We start from the raw sequence: 19508 nt of genomic DNA, 5'->3' as shown, positions 1-19508 counted from the left end.
AAAAAGCCGTCTGCCGTAAATGGCATTCGGCTCTTTCTATTTTACATGAAGAGCGGCTGAGGTGCAGCACCGGGGTTTAATTTGGTGTACGGCTTGAAATGGTGGATCACAGTGTTCACAGCAAACGCTGAGACCGTGATAAGGCTAAGACCTAGCAGCAGTACAGCAGAATGTCCTCCGCCGAATAGTAAATTGTAGTCCAACTGAACTGTATAAAACATTACGGAAATATGGCTGATGGCTTTATAAAATCCTGGCATCATAACCTGTGGCACCACCGATCCATTGGCGATGGTCTGAATCAGCAAGAACGGTAGATTCAGCATCATGCCCGCCTGTCCAAAGAGGAGGCAGAAAATGCTGGTGAACTGAATGGCTGCGAATAGCTCCAAGGTGTGCAACAGCCACATATGAACAAACGTGCCAGCTCCATATCCGTGTATGGTGAAATAAATGCTAAGCCCGATTAATGGGACGATTAGAGAAATTATAGCATTGGTACCTTGCAACGAAAGGAAGGCTTTCCATTTTCCAAGCATACCCTTTAACTGGTTCAATGCACCGATTGCCATCATGGAGTATATCATAGCCCCGACATAAGAGGACATCGTCAGAAACATCGGCGCCATTTGATTATGCATCCCGGCTGGCTGAGGATTGGAATCTATTACATTAGCTTGGACTTTATTAACAATGCCTGTGGCTACCTCCTTGGCCTGCACCTCCGACATCTTCATATTTTGCAGTAAACCTTCAATGCCGTTTGTCTGCAACTGAGTGCTAATTTTTTCTGTGATTTGCGTTACTACATTTTGTACTGTGCTGTTGGTGGTAGCCGGATTGGATTGGTTGATATAGTAATCCAGTTGAACTTGCTGGTCCGGAGCAGAGAGCTTCTGTGTAAAATCCTGAGGGATGTGCATGATCAGATGAATGTCCCGGTCTTCAAGCTTTTGCTGAGCCGTCTTTAGATTGGTATTCGTCTGTACATGAAACGGCAGCTCTTGCTCAAGCTGCTTCGCAAATTCCATCCCGTACTGCTGATCTTCATTTACGATTGCCACCGAGAGATTGCCGATGTTCTTCGGAACCGCACTATAACCGGAAGTAAAGACTCCGATCATAATGATTTGGTAAAAAATCATCATAAAAACACCACTCATAATTGCCTTATTTCTAATAAATGATTTCATCGCTCACACCATCCATATACTTTATTTAGAGTACTTTAATTAAAGTATAACTTTTCGTGAATGCTGTCAATAGTTTTGAAAAATCATTTAATTTTCGAATATGTTTCATACAAAGATGAACGCGTCATGATAAAGAGATAGAACTGTTGAAGAAATCAGATTTAAATGTATCTGCGGGGAAGCAGGATATTACAAATGACATGTTTAAACTTAAAAATGCCCAATTGAAAGCAGTTTCATCTAGTTATATAGTTTAAATGTAAGCGGATTCAAATGGTTATCAATCCGTATATAGAATGGAACGGGGGGATTGCAGATTTGACTGAGCTGCTGCCTAAATATGCGCCGAATTTGTGGAAGGCGATCCCGCAGGATATGTGGGATGTAGTCAAAGCGAACGATCCTACCGGACAGGGAAAAATATATTATATTCCGGGTGTAGTGGACTATGGAAGATATGCCGGCATGATTCAAATTTAATGAGTTTGTAGAGAAATGGAACAAGTCCGGTGGTGAAGAGGTTACTAAGCGGGCTAGAGAATGGTACGCAAAAGTGAAATAAATGACTTATATACAATGTGCTGAATATTGAATACCAATATCGGTTCGTTGTAACAGCAGGATGGCATAGATTTAGTTGTATAAAACTCAAAAGGAGTTGATTGGGTGTTATATCCTATAACAACTGAAACTCGTGGAATTATGGATTTAAATGATATTTGGAATTTTAAGGTCGATTCTGGAAACGGCTTTTCAGATAAGTGGTATTCAAGGAAGTTGACCAATACTATACCGATGGCAGTGCCTTCCTCATATAACGATGTAGGTGTTACATCGGATATCCGGAACCATATCGGTTGGGTATGGTATGAAAGGGAGTTTGCCGTTCCCAGTCTGCTTCGATCTCAGCGACTTGTGCTGCGCTTAGGCTCGGCCACGCATGAAGCAAAGGTTTATGCGTGGCCGAGCTGGTTATGGAGCATAAAGGTGGTTTTACCCCATTCGAAGCTGAGATCAATCGGTTTTTAAAAAACGGGAACAACCGATTGACCGTGGCCGTGAACAATATTGTAGACGATTCAACAATTCCTGTTGGACACTATATTGAAAAGGAAATCGGGGACAGTGTAAAAATCCAAAACACCCCGAACTTTGATTTTTTTAATTATGGAGGAATCCATCGGCCGGTCAAGATTTACACTACTCCACAAATCTACGTGAACGATATTACAATAACTACTGATTATGTAGATTCCACTGGAACTGCATCATATAAACTGGAAATTGTAGGTGATGCTGAAACAAGAGTAAGTATTATTAACGAATCAGATTCTGTTGTTGCACAGGAATCAGGTTTAGAAGGTAAGATGAGCATCCAGAACGTGAATCTGTGGGAGCCGTTGAATGCTTATCTATATACGCTAAAGGTAGAGCTATTTAAGGATGATGAAGTCATCGATGTGTATGAGCAGCCGTTCGGTGTAAGAACTATAGAAGTCAAAGAAGGTAAATTCCTGATTAACAATAAGCCATTTTATTTTAAAGGATTCGGAAAACATGAAGATTCCCCTATTAACGGAAGAGGGTTCAATGAATCGGTCAATGTAATGGATCTTGGTTTAATGAAGTGGATAGGTGCCAACTCGTTTCGGACATCACACTATCCTTACTCAGAGGAGCTCATGCGTTTGGCAGACCGTGAAGGTTTTGTCGTTATCGATGAAGTGCCAGCTGTTGGCCTAAATTTAAATTTCAATGCTTTCACAGGTGTAAGCATGGGAAACAGCATCACTACTTGGGAGAGAATCAAGACACATGAGGCTCATCATAAGGTTATACGTGAGCTGGTGGCAAGGGATAAGAATCATGCGTGTGTAGTTATGTGGTGTGTGGCGAATGAGCCTGGGGCAGAAGAGGAAGGGGCATACGAATACTCCAAGCCTATAGTGGAGTTAGTGAAAGCCTGCGATCCTCAGAAAAGACCGGTTACAATCACTACAATGATAAAATCAATCCCAAAAGATTGCAAAATTGCAGAGCTAGTGGATGTTCTGGCATTGAACCGATATTATGGATGGTATTACGACATCGGTGAGTTGGGAATTGCAAAAATTCATCTTCGTGATGAATTAAAAGGTTGGAAGAAGCGCTGTCCGGGAAAGCCAATCATGATGGCGGAGTATGGTGCTGATACAATTGCCGGACTACATGAAGTCGATCCGGTTATGTTTACCGAAGAGTTTCAGTCAGAATATTTACGTATTTATCATGAGGTATTTGATGAATTCAACAATTTTATTGGCGAACATGTTTGGGCATTTGCTGATTTTCATACAAGCCAAGGTGTAAGACGCGTACATGGAAATGAAAAGGGGGTTTTCACTCGTGAAAGAAAACCAAAATTTGCAGCCCATGAGCTGCGAAAGAGATGGACTAACATTTCTGATTTTGGGTACAAATAAAGGAAGTTACAAGCCATCTGTACCAAAATGAAAATGATCCTGGTAAACCGATAACTGCTTCCACGGTAAATAACCACCGAGCATATCTGTCTTTTTTTATGAACTGAGGAAGAAGTACAGGGAAGTGAAGTCCGGGAAATTCTGAAAAACACCAGCGTTTCACGGCTGCCGCCGTAGGAATCTGAGTCTCCCAAAGTAACACCTCGTCGGATTTCAGTATACCAAAATACCCGAATTAGCTATTCATTTTTCTGTAAGCCAAAGGGGTTACGATATGACGCTCTTTAAAATGATTATAAAAAAGAGTGATATTGGAGTATCCAACCTCGAAAGCGATTTCCCCAATCGTCATATTTGTATATTTTAGGAGCATGGTCGCTTCTTTTATTTTTAGATCCTGCACTATTATCATCAATCCGTAACCAAAATGACTTTTTAGCAGACTGCTAAGATAGTTCGGATGATAGTTAAATTGGGAAGCTAAAGAATGGAGTGTAACATGTTTATAGTTGTCATTAATGTACTGGATTATTTGGGTAATTGGTGCCCTGGATGTCGGACCTTTACGCTTAAATGCATTTGACTCTTTATGGTCTCTCATGAGCTCGGTAAAGAGGAGAATGATATGGCAATTCATTGCTTCTTCCGAGCCAACTGTCGGATCGAGGTATTCGCACAACGCTTGCTCCATATAGGTACGGGTATTCCGATTGGCTGAGGAACGAAAAATAATATAATCGTTATGATCTTGACTCCTATAAATAGAGTTAACGAGGAACTCGGACATCAAGTCGTTTCCAGATAGACGCTTCATGACATCGATATCTAGGAAACGTTTGCTCATTAATAAGTTGATGATAATATCATTGTCTCCAGGTTTCTCGATGGAATGGATAACGTTCGAATCCATCATGCAAAATTCTCCCGCTGCCAGAATCACCGATTTCCCGTTAATCACTTGTCTGCACTCGCCGGAATAAACAAAGTTCACTTCCAAAAATTCGTGACGATGTTCAGGGGTTGCGATATAACGTGGATGTTTGAGAAATGCGAAATGTTCTCCCGGAACCAAAAACTGTTCGGGAATCGTCTTAGTCCCGTTCACTTGAGGGATCGTTGCTTCGTAAGCGGCATGGATTTCCTCTGGGAATCTCAATACCATCCACTCATTTTCGTTTCGTTTTCTTAAATAGGTGTCAAGTTCACCGTTGTTCATCCTTGAATCAACCTCCTCATCCTCTTTATTCTAACATCTTAAAATAAGATAAAGAAGTGCTTAACTTTCGGGCTAAGAAAACATTTTCATCTGTTGTACATTAATTGTGAAGGCGCTTTATTGACAAGGTATCTTCGTTCAATGCTTATTTTCCCGAATTTTAAAGGAGGGCAATGAAAATGTTAAGCACTTATAGTTTAAAGACGGAACATCTGAGTAACCCCTTAGGATTGGATAATAAGTCTCCGCGATTGGCTTGGAAGATTAAAAGCGATGCCCGAAGCGTGATTCAAGATGCTTATCAAGTTCAAGCATCTGAATGCGAGACATTTGACCGTGTCCTTTGGGATAGCGGCAAGGTGCCTAGCCGAACTCAGAGAGTGGGTTACAGCGGGCCTGAACTGAAGTCGGAGGATCGAATCTTCTGGAGGGTAAAAGTCTGGGACAATTACGGAAACGATTCGGCGTTTAGCGAGCCGGCGTATTTCGATATGGGATTACTGGACGCTTCGGACTGGAAGGCGAAATGGATTGAACCGGAGGGCGAGATACAACCTGACGCTTACAAGCCGGCGCCTTATATCAGGAAAGAATTTAACGTGAGAAGCGGTCTCGTTTCAGCCAGGGCTTACATGACGGCCAGAGGTTTGTACAAGTTCTACTTGAATGGCGCGGAGGGCACAGATCATCTGTTTACACCAGGCTTTACGTCCTATTACGTTCGGCTGCAGTACCAAGTTTATGACGTAACTCACCTTCTAAAAGAAGGTGCCAACGCATGGGGAATTATCTTGGGTGACGGATGGTGGAGAGGCTCCACGGGTGTTCTGTTAAAGAACAATTTCGGTCATAAAGTTGCATTTTTGGGACAATTGGTATTGAGCTATGACGATGGAAGCCAGGAGATCATTGGCAGTGATGAGTCGTTTAGGACATCTACCGGTCCTCTGCTGAAGTCTGATTTAAAAGCGGGAGAAGTATTTGATGGCCGGATCGACATCAAGGGATGGAATATAACTGGATTCAATGATTCCGCATGGACAGCGGTACATGTTAAGGAATACGGGACGGATCATCTTGTAGCCTCAGGTCTTCCGGTTCGGACTAGGGAGAAATTCACTCCCAGAATCATCAACACTCCAAATGGAGAAACGGTGCTTGATTTCGGACAAAACATAGCCGGATGGGTAGAAATGAGGATGCAAGGCCAAGGCCACACAGGGACGGAAGTGATCTTGATACATGGCGAAGCTTTGGACAAAAACGGGAATTTTACGCTAGCCAACTTGGAACATAACGGTCCGTTGACTGACTTCCAGAAAATTCACTACATTCTGGCCGGACAAAATGAGGAAGCATACCGGCCTTATTTTTCTATTTTTGGTTTCCGCTATGTCCTGTTGAAAAATTATCCGGGGAAGCTCAAGGCCGATCAATTCACAGCCGTTGCCATTTACAGTGACATGGAAGAGACCGGTGATTTTACCTGCTCCAACCCGCTGATCAATAAGCTGGTTTCCAACTCCAGATGGAGCATGAAAAGTAATTTCATGGAGGTCCCTACGGATTGCCCGACAAGAGAAAGGGCGGGATGGACCGGTGACGCCCAGCTATTCGCTAGGACGGCTGCAGATTTTATGAACGTGTATCCTTTCTACGAAAAATGGCTGGCCGATCTGGGGGCTGAACAGTTTGCATCCGGTGCGGTAGGTTCTACGGTTCCTCAAGTATTAGGATTTCACAGTTTGGATGAATATGAACGAGTCGTGAAAAACTCCAATAACCCGATGATGGCCGCGCTTGCCTCCACAAAACCCGGAGAGCCTGGTTATCTTGACGGCTCCGCAGGCTGGGGAGACGCGGCGGTGATCGCTCCGTGGACGATGTATTTATGTTATGGGGACAAATCAATCCTGGAAAAACAATATGAGTCTGCCAAAGCTTGGGTTGAATACATGAAAACAAATGCCGAAAACCATAATGAATACTACAAAGATAAAGCCTATTACTACAATGATACGGATGGGGAACCGGATGGGGATTATATCTGGGATACGAAGTTTCACTGGGGGGAATGGCTGGAGGCCGATATCCATCAAAGTCCGGAAGAGATGGGGACTGAAATTCAAACGAGAATGTTCAAAGGTGATCCGCTAACGGCGACTGCTTACTATGGATATTCCACACGTCTGCTTTCCGACATGGCCACGATCTTGGGGAAACAGGAAGATGCGGAGCAGTATACAAAACTGTATGAGAAGATTAAGCGGCTTTACAACAAATATTTTATTAAAGAGAACGGCCAAATTCAGGAAGGAAGACAAGCTCCCTATGTTCGAGCTTTGGCTTTCGACCTGGCCAATGAGAACCGAAAACAAGCCATAGCCGATCTGCTGGCAAAACTTGTCATCGAGAAGGATTACCATTTGAATACGGGTTTTCTGTCGACACCGTCTATTCTCCAAGTGTTGGCCGAATACGGATATTCGGATGTCGCCTTCCGACTGCTGGAACAGGAGACATGTCCGTCATGGTTATACGCTGTGACTAAAGGAGCAACAACCATTTGGGAAAGCTGGAACGGGATTTCACCGGAGGGCGAATTGGCTTATTCACTGAATCACTATTCATACGGGGCGGTATGCAATTTCCTTTTTGCCGGTGTGGCCGGGATTCGAGCTGTCACAGAGCAGCCGGGATATGAACATTTTGTTATTAAGCCTTTGCTCGGTGGGACATTAACGCATGCTTCTGCGACATATGAATCTCCCTATGGGAAAATCGAATCCAGTTGGAAAAAGACCGATGAGGGAATAGATTATCAGTTCGTTGTCCCTTCTAACACGACAGCTACTGTCATGTTAGAAGGGAGCGAGGATTGCGCAAAACACCTTTCAACAAATTTCGAAAATGTTTCATACAAAGATGAACGCGTCATTTTGGAAGTGGGCAGTGGCTCATACCATATAATAATATAAATAGTTTGTATTCCAGATAAATACCATCCTCTGAAGGATGGTATTTATTATTTAGCCTGCTTTTAATTTCCAACGAAAGACTGGAAATAACAATTTTTACTTTTGACATTGATGCGAATTGATAAAAAGATAGAACTGTTGAAGAAATCAGATTTAAAAGTATCTGCCGGGAAGCAGGATATTAAAAATGACATGTTTAAACTTAAAAATGCCCATTTGAGCATGGGAGTGGCTGATTGTATCATTTTAATTGTAAGCGGATTCAATAAGGATATGCTAAGGGGGAAAAATATGAAAGTCAAAAAGTTTGGTTTATTGTTGGCAACAAGCGCTCTTGCTATTAGTGCTGTAACCGGTTGCAGTGGGAACAAAAACAATTCCGAGGGGGCCGCAATTGCTAACCAAAATCAAGGCCAGAATCAGAGCCAGACCGCTGCTGGAGATGAAATTGTGGATATTGAAGTCTGGGGCACCAACATCGGTTATAAACCGATCACCAAAGGAAGTAAATTGTATGAATTTTATAAGGAAAAGCTTGGTGTCGGTGTCATCCATCCGTATATAGAATGGAACGGAGGGACGAACTATCTTAATCAGCTGAACATGAAGATTGCCGCTAATGAAATGCCGGACCTTTTTCTGCCACAGCAAGGCCTTGAAGACAGCTTGGCCAAAAATGGGGCGATTGCGGATTTGACGGAGTTGCTGCCGAAATATGCACCGAATGTATGGAAAGCCATACCACAAGACATGTGGGATATCGTAAAGGCAAATGATCCTAACGGTCAAGGGAAAATCTATTATATCCCCGGTGTGGTGGATTACGGAAGATATGCCGGCATGATTCGTCAGGATTGGCTTGACAAGCTGGGTCTGAAAATGTCCACTACCCAAGATGAATATGTAAAGGTGTTGGAGGCCTTCCAAGATAACGATCCAAACGGCAATGGCCAGAAGGACGAAATTCCTACAGGAGGCCGGGAACAGGCAAGATGGATGGACCATTTGTTTGCGATGTATGGTGTGGCGATGTTCGAAGGCTATCCGGACTGGGACATTTATGACGGCGAGTTGACTTACTCCGCGGTAACTCCAAATATGAAAGCTTCTCTGGAGTTCTTGACTAAGATGTACAAGGAAGGATTAATCGACAAGGAATCGCTGTTGAACACTAAGGACAAGTGGGACGGTAAGATCCATTCAAATAAGGTAGGGAATTATTTCCACTGGGTGGAATCTGGCTATTTACCCTTGGAAAATTTGTATAAGAATACAGGTGTAAAGGCTGAATTCTCTGTACTGCCTGTACCTAAAGTAGAAGGATATGAAGGTTTTTACACATGGAAAAGATTTACTCCTCCGGCTTGGGTGGTTAAAAACAACAAGGATGAGAAAAAGCTGATGGCCACCCTGAAGCTGCTGAACAATATGTATGACGAAAAAGTCTGGAAGGATCTATATCTGGGTGTCGATGGAATGCACTATACGATGAAAGATGGACAAGCAACCAAACTCCCGGATGACAAGAGCACACAGGAAAACCTGATTCTTGATCCTTACTCTAAAATATCCACCCTTGATTTCATGATGGACCTCAACAAGAGCACAGCTTCAGAAGACAGAATGTGGGCGATTGATCAGGTTAACCGGAATATGCAGGAAGCCCAAAAATATGCCAAAGTCATTGCCGGCGACGGCATGCCAGCCAGTGTGTATGACGATTTTCCGGACATCAACAACCGTACACTGTATGTGGAGTACGCCACCAAGATTATCCTGGGCCAATATCCACTCAGCAAGTTTGACGAATTCGTAGATAAATGGAACAAATCCGGCGGAGAAGAGGTTACTAAGCGTGCCAGAGAATGGTATGCAAAAGTGAAAAAGTAAACGGGTTAACGCTATGGATCCGCTCGACACGTTACGGTCGGGCGGTCTTTTGTGTAGAACTTGTAGATTTAGGCTGATAGCAAAGTAAAGGGATGTGGAGAGAAATGACTTATGTATGCAATCCGCTGAATATTGAATATAAATATCAGTTCGTCGAGACAGCAGGGACGCTGGTAACCTTCAGGGAAGCTGCGGACCCGACGCTGGTTATATTTCTTGGAGAATATTATCTGTTTCCTTCGATGACAGCGGGATTTCTGACAAGCAGCAATCTGGCCGATTGGACCTTCCACTCGCTCAAGGAGTTCCGATTTATGACTATGCTCCTGATGTACGGGTAATTGGGGAGTATCTTTATTTTTCCGCATCGAACAAATCAAGAAACTGCTCCTTCTACAGGACAAAAGATCCGATGAGCTGCGAATTTGAAGAAATTCAGGGGACGTTTCCCTTTTGGGATCCTAATTTGTTCCTGGATGATGACGGAAGGATCTATTTCTACTGGGGTTGTTCCACCCAGACACCCATTTATGGGGTAGAGCTCAATTCAGAGGATATGAGGCCTATAGGGAAGGCACTAGTGCTTATTCATGATAACAGTACTAAGATTGGCTATGAGAGAAAAGGTGAAAATCACAACCTCAGATCGCCGGAACAGATTGAAGAAATCGTTCAAAGATTTGCCGGTATGTATCCTGACGCTTCGGAAGAACTTTTAATTAAAGTTAGAAGCTCCATGGGAAATGATCCTTACATTGAGGGAGCCTGGATGGAGAAGCATGACGGAACATATTATCTCCAATATGCCAGCCCTGGAACAGAGCACAACATTTACTCGGACGGTGTCTATATTTCGGACAAGCCGCTAGGTCCATTTACGCTGGCAGCCAATAATCCGTTCTCTTACAAGCCGGGAGGATTTATACCAGGGGCCGGACATGGGTCAACAATGACAGATAACCACGGAAATCTATGGCATGCCTCTTCCATGAGAATCAGTATGAATCATATATTCGAAAGAAGACTGGGGCTCTGGCTGGCGGGATTTGATCAGGACGGCGAGTTATTCTGTAATCAACGGTATGGGGACTGGCCCTATAAAATCGAGCAAAAGCAGATGAATCCATGGAGCAATCCGGAGTGGATGCTGCTCTCTTACGGCAAGCCGGCTGAATCTTCTTCTCATGAAGAAGGCAAAGAGGGGTCCAAAGCAACGGACGAAAATGTACAGACATGGTGGAGGGCGGAGTTTAACTCGCCTGGAGAATGGCTAGAAGTCGATCTGGAGCATATATGCAATGTGCATGCGGTGCAGATTAATTTTGCAGATGATCAAATAAATGCAACCCTTCCTACGGGAACGACACTGAACGGTGAAAGATTGATCGACGGTCGTCAGTATTACACCAGATGGCTTCTTGAAGGCTCAAAGGACGGCAAGGATTACTTTGTAATTAAAGATAAATCTGAGGCCAGTACCAATTTGCCACATGATCTCATCCTGCAAGAAGAGGGGAAAGAAGCCAGATTTATCAGATGCACAGTGATTTCACAACCCTTTGACCAGCCTGCTTGTATTTCCGGACTCAGAGTGTTCGGGATCGGCAACGGTACCTTGCCGGAAGAAGTCAGTGGTGTTCAGACAGAATTGTTAAACAAGCTTGATCTTTCCGTATGCTGGGAGGTAGATGAAGCTGTGGGATACAATGTGCTATGGGGATTTGCAGATGATAAGCTGTACCACAGCCATATGGTTTTCGGCTGTAATCAATTAACAATTAAAGCGCTGATTAAAGATCAGCCGCTGTTTATAAGAGTCGATGCTTTTAACGAAACAGGGATAACCGAAGGATGTATATATCGGGCAGTCTGACAGAAGGAGACCGCTAGACTCGGTGGGATTCAGATGAAATACGTATTAGATATTCCTTTAAATGACCTGGTAGGAACTTAAAAATGCCCGATTGAGCGTGTCTTCACCTGGCCGTATAGTTACATTGTAAACGAATTCAACAACGAGATATTGGAGGGGAAACATTGAAATCTATTGCATCTCATCAGATGAAGGTATACTGGCCGCTTTATGTGATGGCGATTCCGGGAATTATATTTCTCATCGTATTTAAATTCATTCCGCTGGCCGGCGCTGTAATCGCCTTCAAGGACTATTCCGTATTTAAGGGATTTATTGATAGTCCTTGGGTAGGGTTTAAGCATTTTGAAACCTTGCTGCAGCATCCTGACTTTCTTAATGTATTTGGCAACACTTTACTGCTGGGACTATTTAAGCTTGCGATTGTTTTTCCGGTTCCAGTTCTGCTGGCGTTAATGATCAATGAAATCCGGAAATCAGCACTGAAGAAAGGAGTCCAGACTGCACTATACATTCCACACTTTTTATCGTGGGTAATCGTGGGAGGTATTCTCTTCGATTTCTTTTCATTAAGCGGGATGTTCAACATTGTCCTTGGATGGTTTGGTGCTGAGCCTGTTCTGGCGATGCAGGAAAGCGCATACTTCAGACCTATTTATGTACTAGCCTCCATATGGAAGGACGCGGGATGGGGAACCGTGGTTTACATGGCTGCAATCAGTGCAATCGATCCTCAGCTTTATGAATCAGCGATGATCGACGGTGCCTCCAGATTCAGACAAATCAGACATATTACATTCCCGATTCTGCTGCCTACCGTGCTTGTACTGTTCCTGCTCGATATCGGGAATTTCCTGGATCTCGGATTCGATCAGGTATATAATCTGCTGACTCCGATGACCTACAACGTAGGGGATATCTTGGATACTTATGTGTTCCGGACGGGTATTCAGCAAGGGCAGTATAGTTTCGCAACAGCAGTAGGGCTGTTCCAATCGGTAATTGGATTTATCATGGTCTACACGTTTAACAAGTTGTCCAATAAGGTTTCGGATGGGGGGCTCTGGTAACTATGCTTGCATCAAGAGGAGAAAAAGTATTCGTAGGAGTCATTACTGGCTTGCTCATCCTGTTCTCAGTCATAGCGTTAATACCGCTTGTGTCCGTGATCTCTACTTCCTTAAGCTCCAAAAGTGCTGTAGATATGAACCTGGTCACCCTGTGGCCGAAGCAATTCACTTTGGACTCTTGGAAGTACATTGTTGACCGTCCTGATTTATGGAAATCATTCTTTTTGACACTCAGCACGACTCTGATTGGTACAGTATTGGCGCTTCTGATGACAGCCTTATTCGCCTATCCGCTGTCGAAGCCGGAATTCCGGTGGGGTTCGGTCATTATGATGGCTGTTGTAGTTGCGATGATTTTCAAGGCGCCTATCGTACCGTATTTCCTGACTGTGCGCGGTATTGGCCTGTATGACAATCCGCTGGTCCTGGTCATACCGCATATTTTAAATCCGTTCAATCTGATCATTATGAGAACCTTTTTTAAGCAATTTTCCAAGGAATTGGAGGAAGCTGCTTTTCTGGAAGGCTGCGGATATTTTCGAATGCTGTTCCAATTTGTACTTCCGCTATCCAAAGCTGTCCTGGCAACCCTTGCTTTGTTTTACGGTGTGGTACTATGGAATCAATTCCAGCATCCGCTATTATTCCTGCAGGATACAAACTGGTTTCCGCTGCAAATCAAAATCCGCCAATTTATTACCGATGATAGTGTCATAATGGCGGGTGCCGCATCCACAATGGACCTTAACTATAACGCACGGACCCTAAGAGCAGCGACTGTTATCTTTGCAATTGTTCCGATTATTGCAGTATATCCTTTCCTGCAGAAGTATTTTGTTAAGGGAGCCATGATCGGTTCAGTCAAAGGGTGATTTTTACACAGCTTATTAGGATGCAATCCGAAACAGAGAGCTTTAGAGGGGGAGAAACATGAGTCTCAAAAAGGTTGGTTTATTCTTAGCAGCAAGCGCTCTTGCCGTTACTGCTATAACCGGTTGTAACGGGAACGCAAACAATTCAGCAGGTACCGCAACTGCTAACCAGAATCAGGCTTCCAATGGAGATGAAATTGTCGACCTTGAGGTATGGGGAACCAACATCGGTTATCAGCCGGTTACCAAAGGCAGCAAACTGTACGAGTTTTATAAGGAAAAGCTGGGTGTAGGAGTTCTTAATCCGTATGTGGAATGGAACGGCGGGACCAATTATCTCAATCAATTGAACCTTAAGATCGCCGCTAACGAAATGCCGGATTTGTTCGTACCGCAGCAAGGACTCGAAGACAGTCTGGCCAAGAACGGGGCGATTGCCGATCTGACTGAGCTGCTGCCCAAATATGCGCCGAACGTGTGGGAGGCTATCCCGGAAGACATCTGGAAAGTGGTAAAGGCGAATGACCCCACCGGTCAGGGGAGAATTTATTATATTCCCAATGTGGTCGAATACGGCAGATATGCCGGTCTGATCCGTCAGGATTGGCTGGATAAGTTGGGGCTGGCAATGCCAAAGACTCAGGATGAATATGTAAAGGTGCTGGAGGCTTTCCGGGATAAGGACCCTAACGGCAACGGTAAGCAGGATGAAATTCCAAGCGGTGGCCGGGAGCAGGCGCGCTGGATGGATCATTTGTTTGCAATGTATGGTGTAGCTATGTTCGAGGGTTATCCGGATTGGGATAATTACGATGGTGAACTGACTTATTCCGCGGTCACGCCGAATATGAGAGCCGCCTTGGAATTCATAGCCAAGCTCTATAAGGGAGGGCTAATCGACAAAGAGTCACTTCTAAATAGTAAGGACAAGTGGGAAGGTAAGATCCAATCGGATAAGGTAGGGAACTACTTCCACTGGGTAGAGCAGGGAAATCTGGTGTTTGAAAACCTGTATAAGAACACAGGTGTGAAGGCAGAGTTTTCCGTACTTCCTGTACCTGAGGTCGAAGGCTATAAAGGCTTCTATACGATGAAGAAATTTGCAGCTCCTCTGTGGGTTGTCAAGAACAACAAGGACGAGGAAAAGCTGATGGCCACGCTAAAGCTGCTTAACAATGTGTACGATAAGAAAAACTGGAAAGACCTGTTTCTTGGAGTAGAAGGAATGCATTATACAATGAAAGACGGCAAAGCCATTAAGCTTCCGGATGATAAGAGCACACAGGAGAATCAGATTCTGAATCCGGCTACGAGCATATCGACACTGGATCTTACGATAGACCTCTTCAACAGCACGGTATCAGAAGACAGCAAGTGGGCCATTGATCAGGTCACCCGGAATATGCAGGAAGCTCAGAAATATGCCAAAGTCATTGCTGGAGACGGAATGCCGGCCAGTGTATACGACGGCTTCCCGGACATTAATAACCGTACGCTCTACGCTGAATATGCCGCCAAGATTATCATTGGACAGTACCCGATCACCAAATTTGACGAGTTTGTAGAGAAATGGAATAAATCGGGCGGCGAAGAGGTTACGAAGCGTGCCAGAGAATGGTACGCCAAAGTGCAGCAGTAAACTATTGAACAGAACTAGACTATGCAGGAGGTAAACATGAGCAGTCGTTTAACGGAAGTGCTGCAAGGTAAGCAGCACAATTATATTCTTCCTTTTCTCTGGCAGCATGGAGAGGAAGAAACTGTAATTCGGGAAGAGATCACCCGTGTCCATGAATCCGGAATCGGGGCGTTGTGCGTTGAGGCACGGCCTCATCCTGATTTTCTTGGACCAAAGTGGTGGCTGGATATGGATATTATTATGGATGAGGCGCGAAAGCGGGGCATGAAGGTATGGCTGCTGGATGACGATCATTTTCCTACGGGACATGCGGCAGGTAAGGTGAAGGAGGCTCCGGAGGAGCTTCAGCGTAAATTTTTGGGTGAACGCTATGTCGATACCATGGGTCCTGCTAAGGGGACTTCACTGCTGCTCGATACCTTGCTGATGACCGGACTCCGGCCGACGTTCTCCTTGCGCCACAACGCCAGCGGCTTAAATAAGCTGATCTCAGTGGTTGCTGTCCGCCGTGACCCAGCCAATGGAGCATTACTCAGTGAATGTGTCGATATCACTGAATTTGTACATGAAGGTACCCTTTATTGGGACATCCCTGAAGGATATTGGCGGGTATTTATTATCTCAGAAAATAAGGATGGCGGCAGCAAGGAGCAGGAAGATTATCTGAATCCGCTTGTCCGGGATTCAGTCCGCATTCTGCTTGATACGGTCTATGAACCTGTTTATGAACGCTATAAAGCAGATTTCGGCAAGACATTTGCCGGATTCTTTTCAGACGAACCCGGATTTTATAATGATAAGACGACCTTCGATTTCAATTCAAGGCCTGGAAAACAAGGAGTGCCGCTTCCCTGGAGCAGTGAAATGCCAGCCTTACTTAAGCAGGCGTTGGGTGAGGGCTACCCTACACAGTTGTATCTTCTCTGGCATGATGCGGGGGAACAATCGCACATAGTCCGGTACACATATATGAATATCGTCAGTAAGCTTTATGCAGAGAATTTCTGCAATCAAATCGGAGAGTGGTGCAGAGCCCGCGGAGTAGAATACATCGGACATGTTCTTGAAGATAACAATGTGCATGCAAGGCTTGGTCCCGGCACCGGACACTTCTTCCGCTCACTCTGGGGACAAGATATGTCCGGCCTTGACGTGGTGCTGTGGCAAATTGTTCCCGGCTTTGATCAATTATCTTTCCGCCAGCCAACGGGAGGAGAGACGGATAGTGAATTCTACCACTATGGACTCGCTAAGCTTGGTGTGTCGCTCGGACATATTGATCCGAAGAAACAAGGCCGGACGATGTGTGAAGTGTATGGGGCTTATGGCTGGGCGGAAGGGTTAAAGCTGATGAAGTGGCTCACAGACCATATGCTCGTTCGCGGCGTCAACCATTTTGTCCCACATGCGTTTACCCAAAAAGCTTTTCCGGAGCCGGATTGTCCGCCGCATATGTATGCGGGTGGAAAAAATCCGCAGTACCGCTACTATGGCTATTTGAATCAGTATATTAACCGGATTAGTCACCTGATCTCAGGTGGTATACATGTGGCTTCTGCAGCTGTCGTTTATCACGCTGAAGCTGAATGGTCAGGAAGCGCGATGTACTTTCATAAGCCGGTTAAGGCCTTGATGCAGCATCAAATCGATTGCGAAGTTGTTCCCGTTGATGTTCTTCTGGACGCGGCACATGTTCAGGATAATAAGCTGCATGTCAATCGCGAGGATTATAGCTGCCTGATTGTGCCTTATGCGGAAGTACTTCCGGCGGCGATGTTACAGCGTCTGTTCCAGTTTGCTGAGCAAGGCTTATCCGTCCGTTTTGTTGACGGACTGCCTGAACGCTCAAGTGAGGGTATCGATGTATCCGGTGAACTGTCATCACTTTCGGCTCATCCGAATGTGAAGACTTGCGAATTAGGCAAGCTTGCGCAAGGGCTTATTGCAGTCGGTTATTATGAGGTCAGAGCTCAGCAATACGAGCCCTATCTCCGGAATTATCACTATACTCATGATGATTTAGATGTTTTTATGTTTTTTAACGAGAGCCCGAATCAGATGATATCTACTAAGATTGTTCTGCCGGTTCAAGGAGATGTTTATGCCTATAATGCTTTTCTTAATAAGATAAAAAGGCTGGAGGTAATTGGGCAGTCTGGTGCCGGGACGGTCGAGCTTGTTCTACATCCGTATGAATCCATTGTCCTGCTGCATGGGCCTTCCCTTAAAGATTATCCTGCCTGTGCGCCACAGATAGCTGCGGGTTCAAGCTTGGAATTAAAAGGAGAATGGACGGTTTCCATTGCTGATGCCGATCATTATCCGCAGTTCAGGGAGTGGGGGACATTGACCACATTGAAGAATATGAGCGGTCCCGGTGATCTGCCCAGCTTTTCCGGCACGTTCCGTTATGAGACGGAATTTGAGTGGAATGCTTCATGTAACAGCGCATTACTTGAACTAGGCGAGGTCTATGAAACAGCAGAAGTATGGATTAACGGTGAACATGTAGGTATTAACCTTTGCCCACCTTATCGTATGGAGATAGCTGGTTCAATTCACCAAGGAACCAATAGCCTGGTTATCGAGATTACGAATACGCTAGTTAAAGACCAACGGGACTTCTTGTCCTCCTTCTCCCAGCAAGAGCCTAGCGGACTTATGGGTCCTGTGACCATTACACCGCTGTCCGGCAACTGAGCTCATTAACGAGACCTGATGAGGAGGAATTTAGATGAATACCATTACTAATCCCCTACTGCGCGGATTCAATCCTGATCCGTCTATTGTACGCGTAGAAGACAATTACTATATTGCCACCTCCACTTTTGAGTGGTTCCCGGGAGTTCAGATTCACCATTCCAAGGATCTGATTCACTGGAGATTGCTGAAGCGGCCACTGGACCGGATATCGCAGCTAAACATGCAGGGGAACGGAGATTCCGACGGTGTCTGGGCACCTTGCCTGACTTATGATAACGGTTTCTTCTATTTGATTTATACAGATGTTAAGTCCCATAAAGGTGCATTTAAGGACACACACAACTACCTGGTGACAGCAACAGATATAGAAGGTCCATGGTCGGAACCCGTATATCTAAACAGCAGCGGGTTCGATCCCTCTTTATTTCATGATGATGACGGCCGGAAATGGCTGCTCAACATGTTATGGGATTTCCGGAAGGGGAAGAACAAGTTCGGTGGTATAGTCATTCAGGAATATTCGCAGACGGAGCAAAGACTGATTGGTCCGGCCACAACTATCTTTGAAGGAACTGAAATAGGGTTTACGGAGGGGCCTCATCTGTATAAACAGGGCGATTACTACTATCTCATTACTGCGGAAGGCGGAACCCGGTATCAGCATGCTGTTACTGTCGCGCGATCCACTTCTCTGCTTGGGCCGTACGAAATTGATCCGCTTAATCCGGTGCTGACCAGCAGCGGTAAATCCGGGTTGACCCTGCAAAAAGCAGGGCACGCTTCTTTGGTTGAAACCCAAAATGGGGAATGGTACATGGCCCATTTATGTGCAAGGCCAGTGGACGGTCATCATTGTACGTTGGGCAGGGAGACAGCTCTGCAGAAATGTTACTGGGACGAGGAAGGCTGGCTCCGTCTTGAAGAGGGAGGAAACTCTCCCTTTGCTACGGTACAGGCTCCAAACTTGCCGCTTCATCCGTTAGAACCGGAGCTGGAGCGGGATGACTTTGACGCACCCGTGCTGGGTAACCAGTGGAACACCCTGCGGATTCCGCCGGAGCAGGGCTGGATCTCGCTCAGTGAGCGGCAAGGCTTCCTGCGATTAAAGGGGATGGAGTCGTTAAGCTCCTGCCACAGGCAAAGTCTGGTTGCCCGCCGACAGCAGTCATTTTGTATGGAAGCAGAGACGGTAATCGAATTTGAACCTGAGAGCTTTCAGCAAATGGCTGGCCTGATCCTGTATTACAACACAGAAGATTATGTGTACTTAAGAATTACCCATCTTGAGCAGCACGGCAGAGTGATCGGGATTATTCAATCGAAGCATGGAGTATACGATGAGCTGCTCGCGGCTGATCTGCAGTTGCCGGATTCCAGTCCGGTCCGTTTAAAGGCTGTTGTCAATCGGGATAGTCTGCAGTTCTACTATGCAATTGAAGCTGGCAACTGGTGTTCTATTGGCGGGGAGATCAATATTCTGCATCTTTCGGATGAAGCTACGGAGCCGTTGCGTTTTACCGGTACATTCGTAGGAGTGTGTGTGCAGGATTTGGCAGGCACCCGGCAGCATGCCGATTTTGATTATTTTATCTATAAGGAAAGAGAGTGATCA

12 protein-coding genes and 1 pseudogene are annotated in these 19508 nt (G+C 45.1%); 11 read left to right on the top strand and 2 right to left on the bottom strand.

The window, feature by feature from the left end; translation table 11 throughout:
* Positions 1-41: 41 nt before the first annotated feature.
* Entirely contained in the window at positions 42-1193 is a 1152-nt protein-coding gene (locus tag ACQ76X_RS20950; protein ID WP_438495754.1) for a YhgE/Pip domain-containing protein, read from the bottom strand.
* A 273-nt stretch (positions 1194-1466) separates the two neighbouring features.
* Here ACQ76X_RS20950 and ACQ76X_RS20945 point away from each other — a divergent pair, with 273 nt between their 5' ends.
* Together ACQ76X_RS20945 and uidA are read left to right on the top strand one after the other, a co-directional pair.
* On the top strand, positions 1467-1673 hold the full coding sequence (locus ACQ76X_RS20945) for a hypothetical protein (RefSeq protein WP_438495753.1): 207 nt from the start codon (positions 1467-1469) through the stop codon (positions 1671-1673).
* A gap of 186 nt (positions 1674-1859) precedes the next feature.
* A pseudogene (uidA, locus tag ACQ76X_RS20940) lies at positions 1860-3655 on the top strand (beta-glucuronidase).
* A gap of 235 nt (positions 3656-3890) precedes the next feature.
* On the opposite strand, the gene ACQ76X_RS20935 reads toward uidA, so the two are convergent.
* On the bottom strand, positions 3891-4871 hold the full coding sequence (locus ACQ76X_RS20935) for an AraC family transcriptional regulator (RefSeq protein WP_438495752.1): 981 nt from the start codon (positions 4869-4871) through the stop codon (positions 3891-3893).
* Between the two features lie 179 nt (positions 4872-5050).
* Between ACQ76X_RS20935 and ACQ76X_RS20930 the strand changes: the two genes are divergently transcribed.
* The 9 genes from ACQ76X_RS20930 (at position 5051) to ACQ76X_RS20890 (ending at position 19505) form a co-directional block, all read left to right on the top strand.
* On the top strand, positions 5051-7849 hold the full coding sequence (locus ACQ76X_RS20930) for a family 78 glycoside hydrolase catalytic domain (protein WP_438495751.1): 2799 nt from the start codon (positions 5051-5053) through the stop codon (positions 7847-7849).
* Positions 7850-8140: 291 nt separating this feature from the next.
* On the top strand, positions 8141-9739 hold the full coding sequence (locus ACQ76X_RS20925) for an ABC transporter substrate-binding protein (RefSeq protein WP_438495750.1): 1599 nt from the start codon (positions 8141-8143) through the stop codon (positions 9737-9739).
* A gap of 104 nt (positions 9740-9843) precedes the next feature.
* The gene (locus ACQ76X_RS20920) at positions 9844-10080 is read left to right on the top strand and encodes a hypothetical protein (protein WP_438495749.1); all 237 of its coding nucleotides are present in this window, start codon (positions 9844-9846) and stop codon (positions 10078-10080) included.
* 71 nt (positions 10081-10151) lie between these two features.
* Complete coding sequence (locus ACQ76X_RS20915) at positions 10152-11612, top strand: family 43 glycosylhydrolase (RefSeq protein WP_438495748.1); 1461 nt, start codon at positions 10152-10154, stop codon at positions 11610-11612.
* Positions 11613-11776: 164 nt separating this feature from the next.
* Positions 11777-12682, top strand: coding sequence for an ABC transporter permease (locus tag ACQ76X_RS20910; RefSeq protein WP_379147971.1), 906 nt, complete (start codon positions 11777-11779; stop codon positions 12680-12682).
* Positions 12683-12684: 2 nt separating this feature from the next.
* Positions 12685-13554, top strand: coding sequence for a carbohydrate ABC transporter permease (locus ACQ76X_RS20905; RefSeq protein ID WP_438495747.1), 870 nt, complete (start codon positions 12685-12687; stop codon positions 13552-13554).
* Between the two features lie 58 nt (positions 13555-13612).
* Positions 13613-15193 (top strand): ABC transporter substrate-binding protein, encoded by a 1581-nt coding sequence (locus tag ACQ76X_RS20900; RefSeq protein ID WP_438495746.1) that lies wholly within the window; start codon positions 13613-13615, stop codon positions 15191-15193.
* 36 nt (positions 15194-15229) lie between these two features.
* A complete protein-coding gene (locus tag ACQ76X_RS20895; protein WP_438495745.1) occupies positions 15230-17893 on the top strand; it encodes a glycosylhydrolase-like jelly roll fold domain-containing protein in 2664 nt (887 codons plus the stop codon).
* 34 nt (positions 17894-17927) lie between these two features.
* Positions 17928-19505, top strand: coding sequence for a glycoside hydrolase family 43 protein (locus ACQ76X_RS20890; protein WP_438495744.1), 1578 nt, complete (start codon positions 17928-17930; stop codon positions 19503-19505).
* Positions 19506-19508: the final 3 nt, after the last annotated feature.

The sequence above is a fragment of the Paenibacillus sp. IHBB 3054 genome, from assembly GCF_051594305.1.
GTDB lineage: Bacteria > Bacillota > Bacilli > Paenibacillales > Paenibacillaceae > Paenibacillus_AQ.
This window is presented reverse-complemented; position numbering and strand designations above follow the sequence as displayed.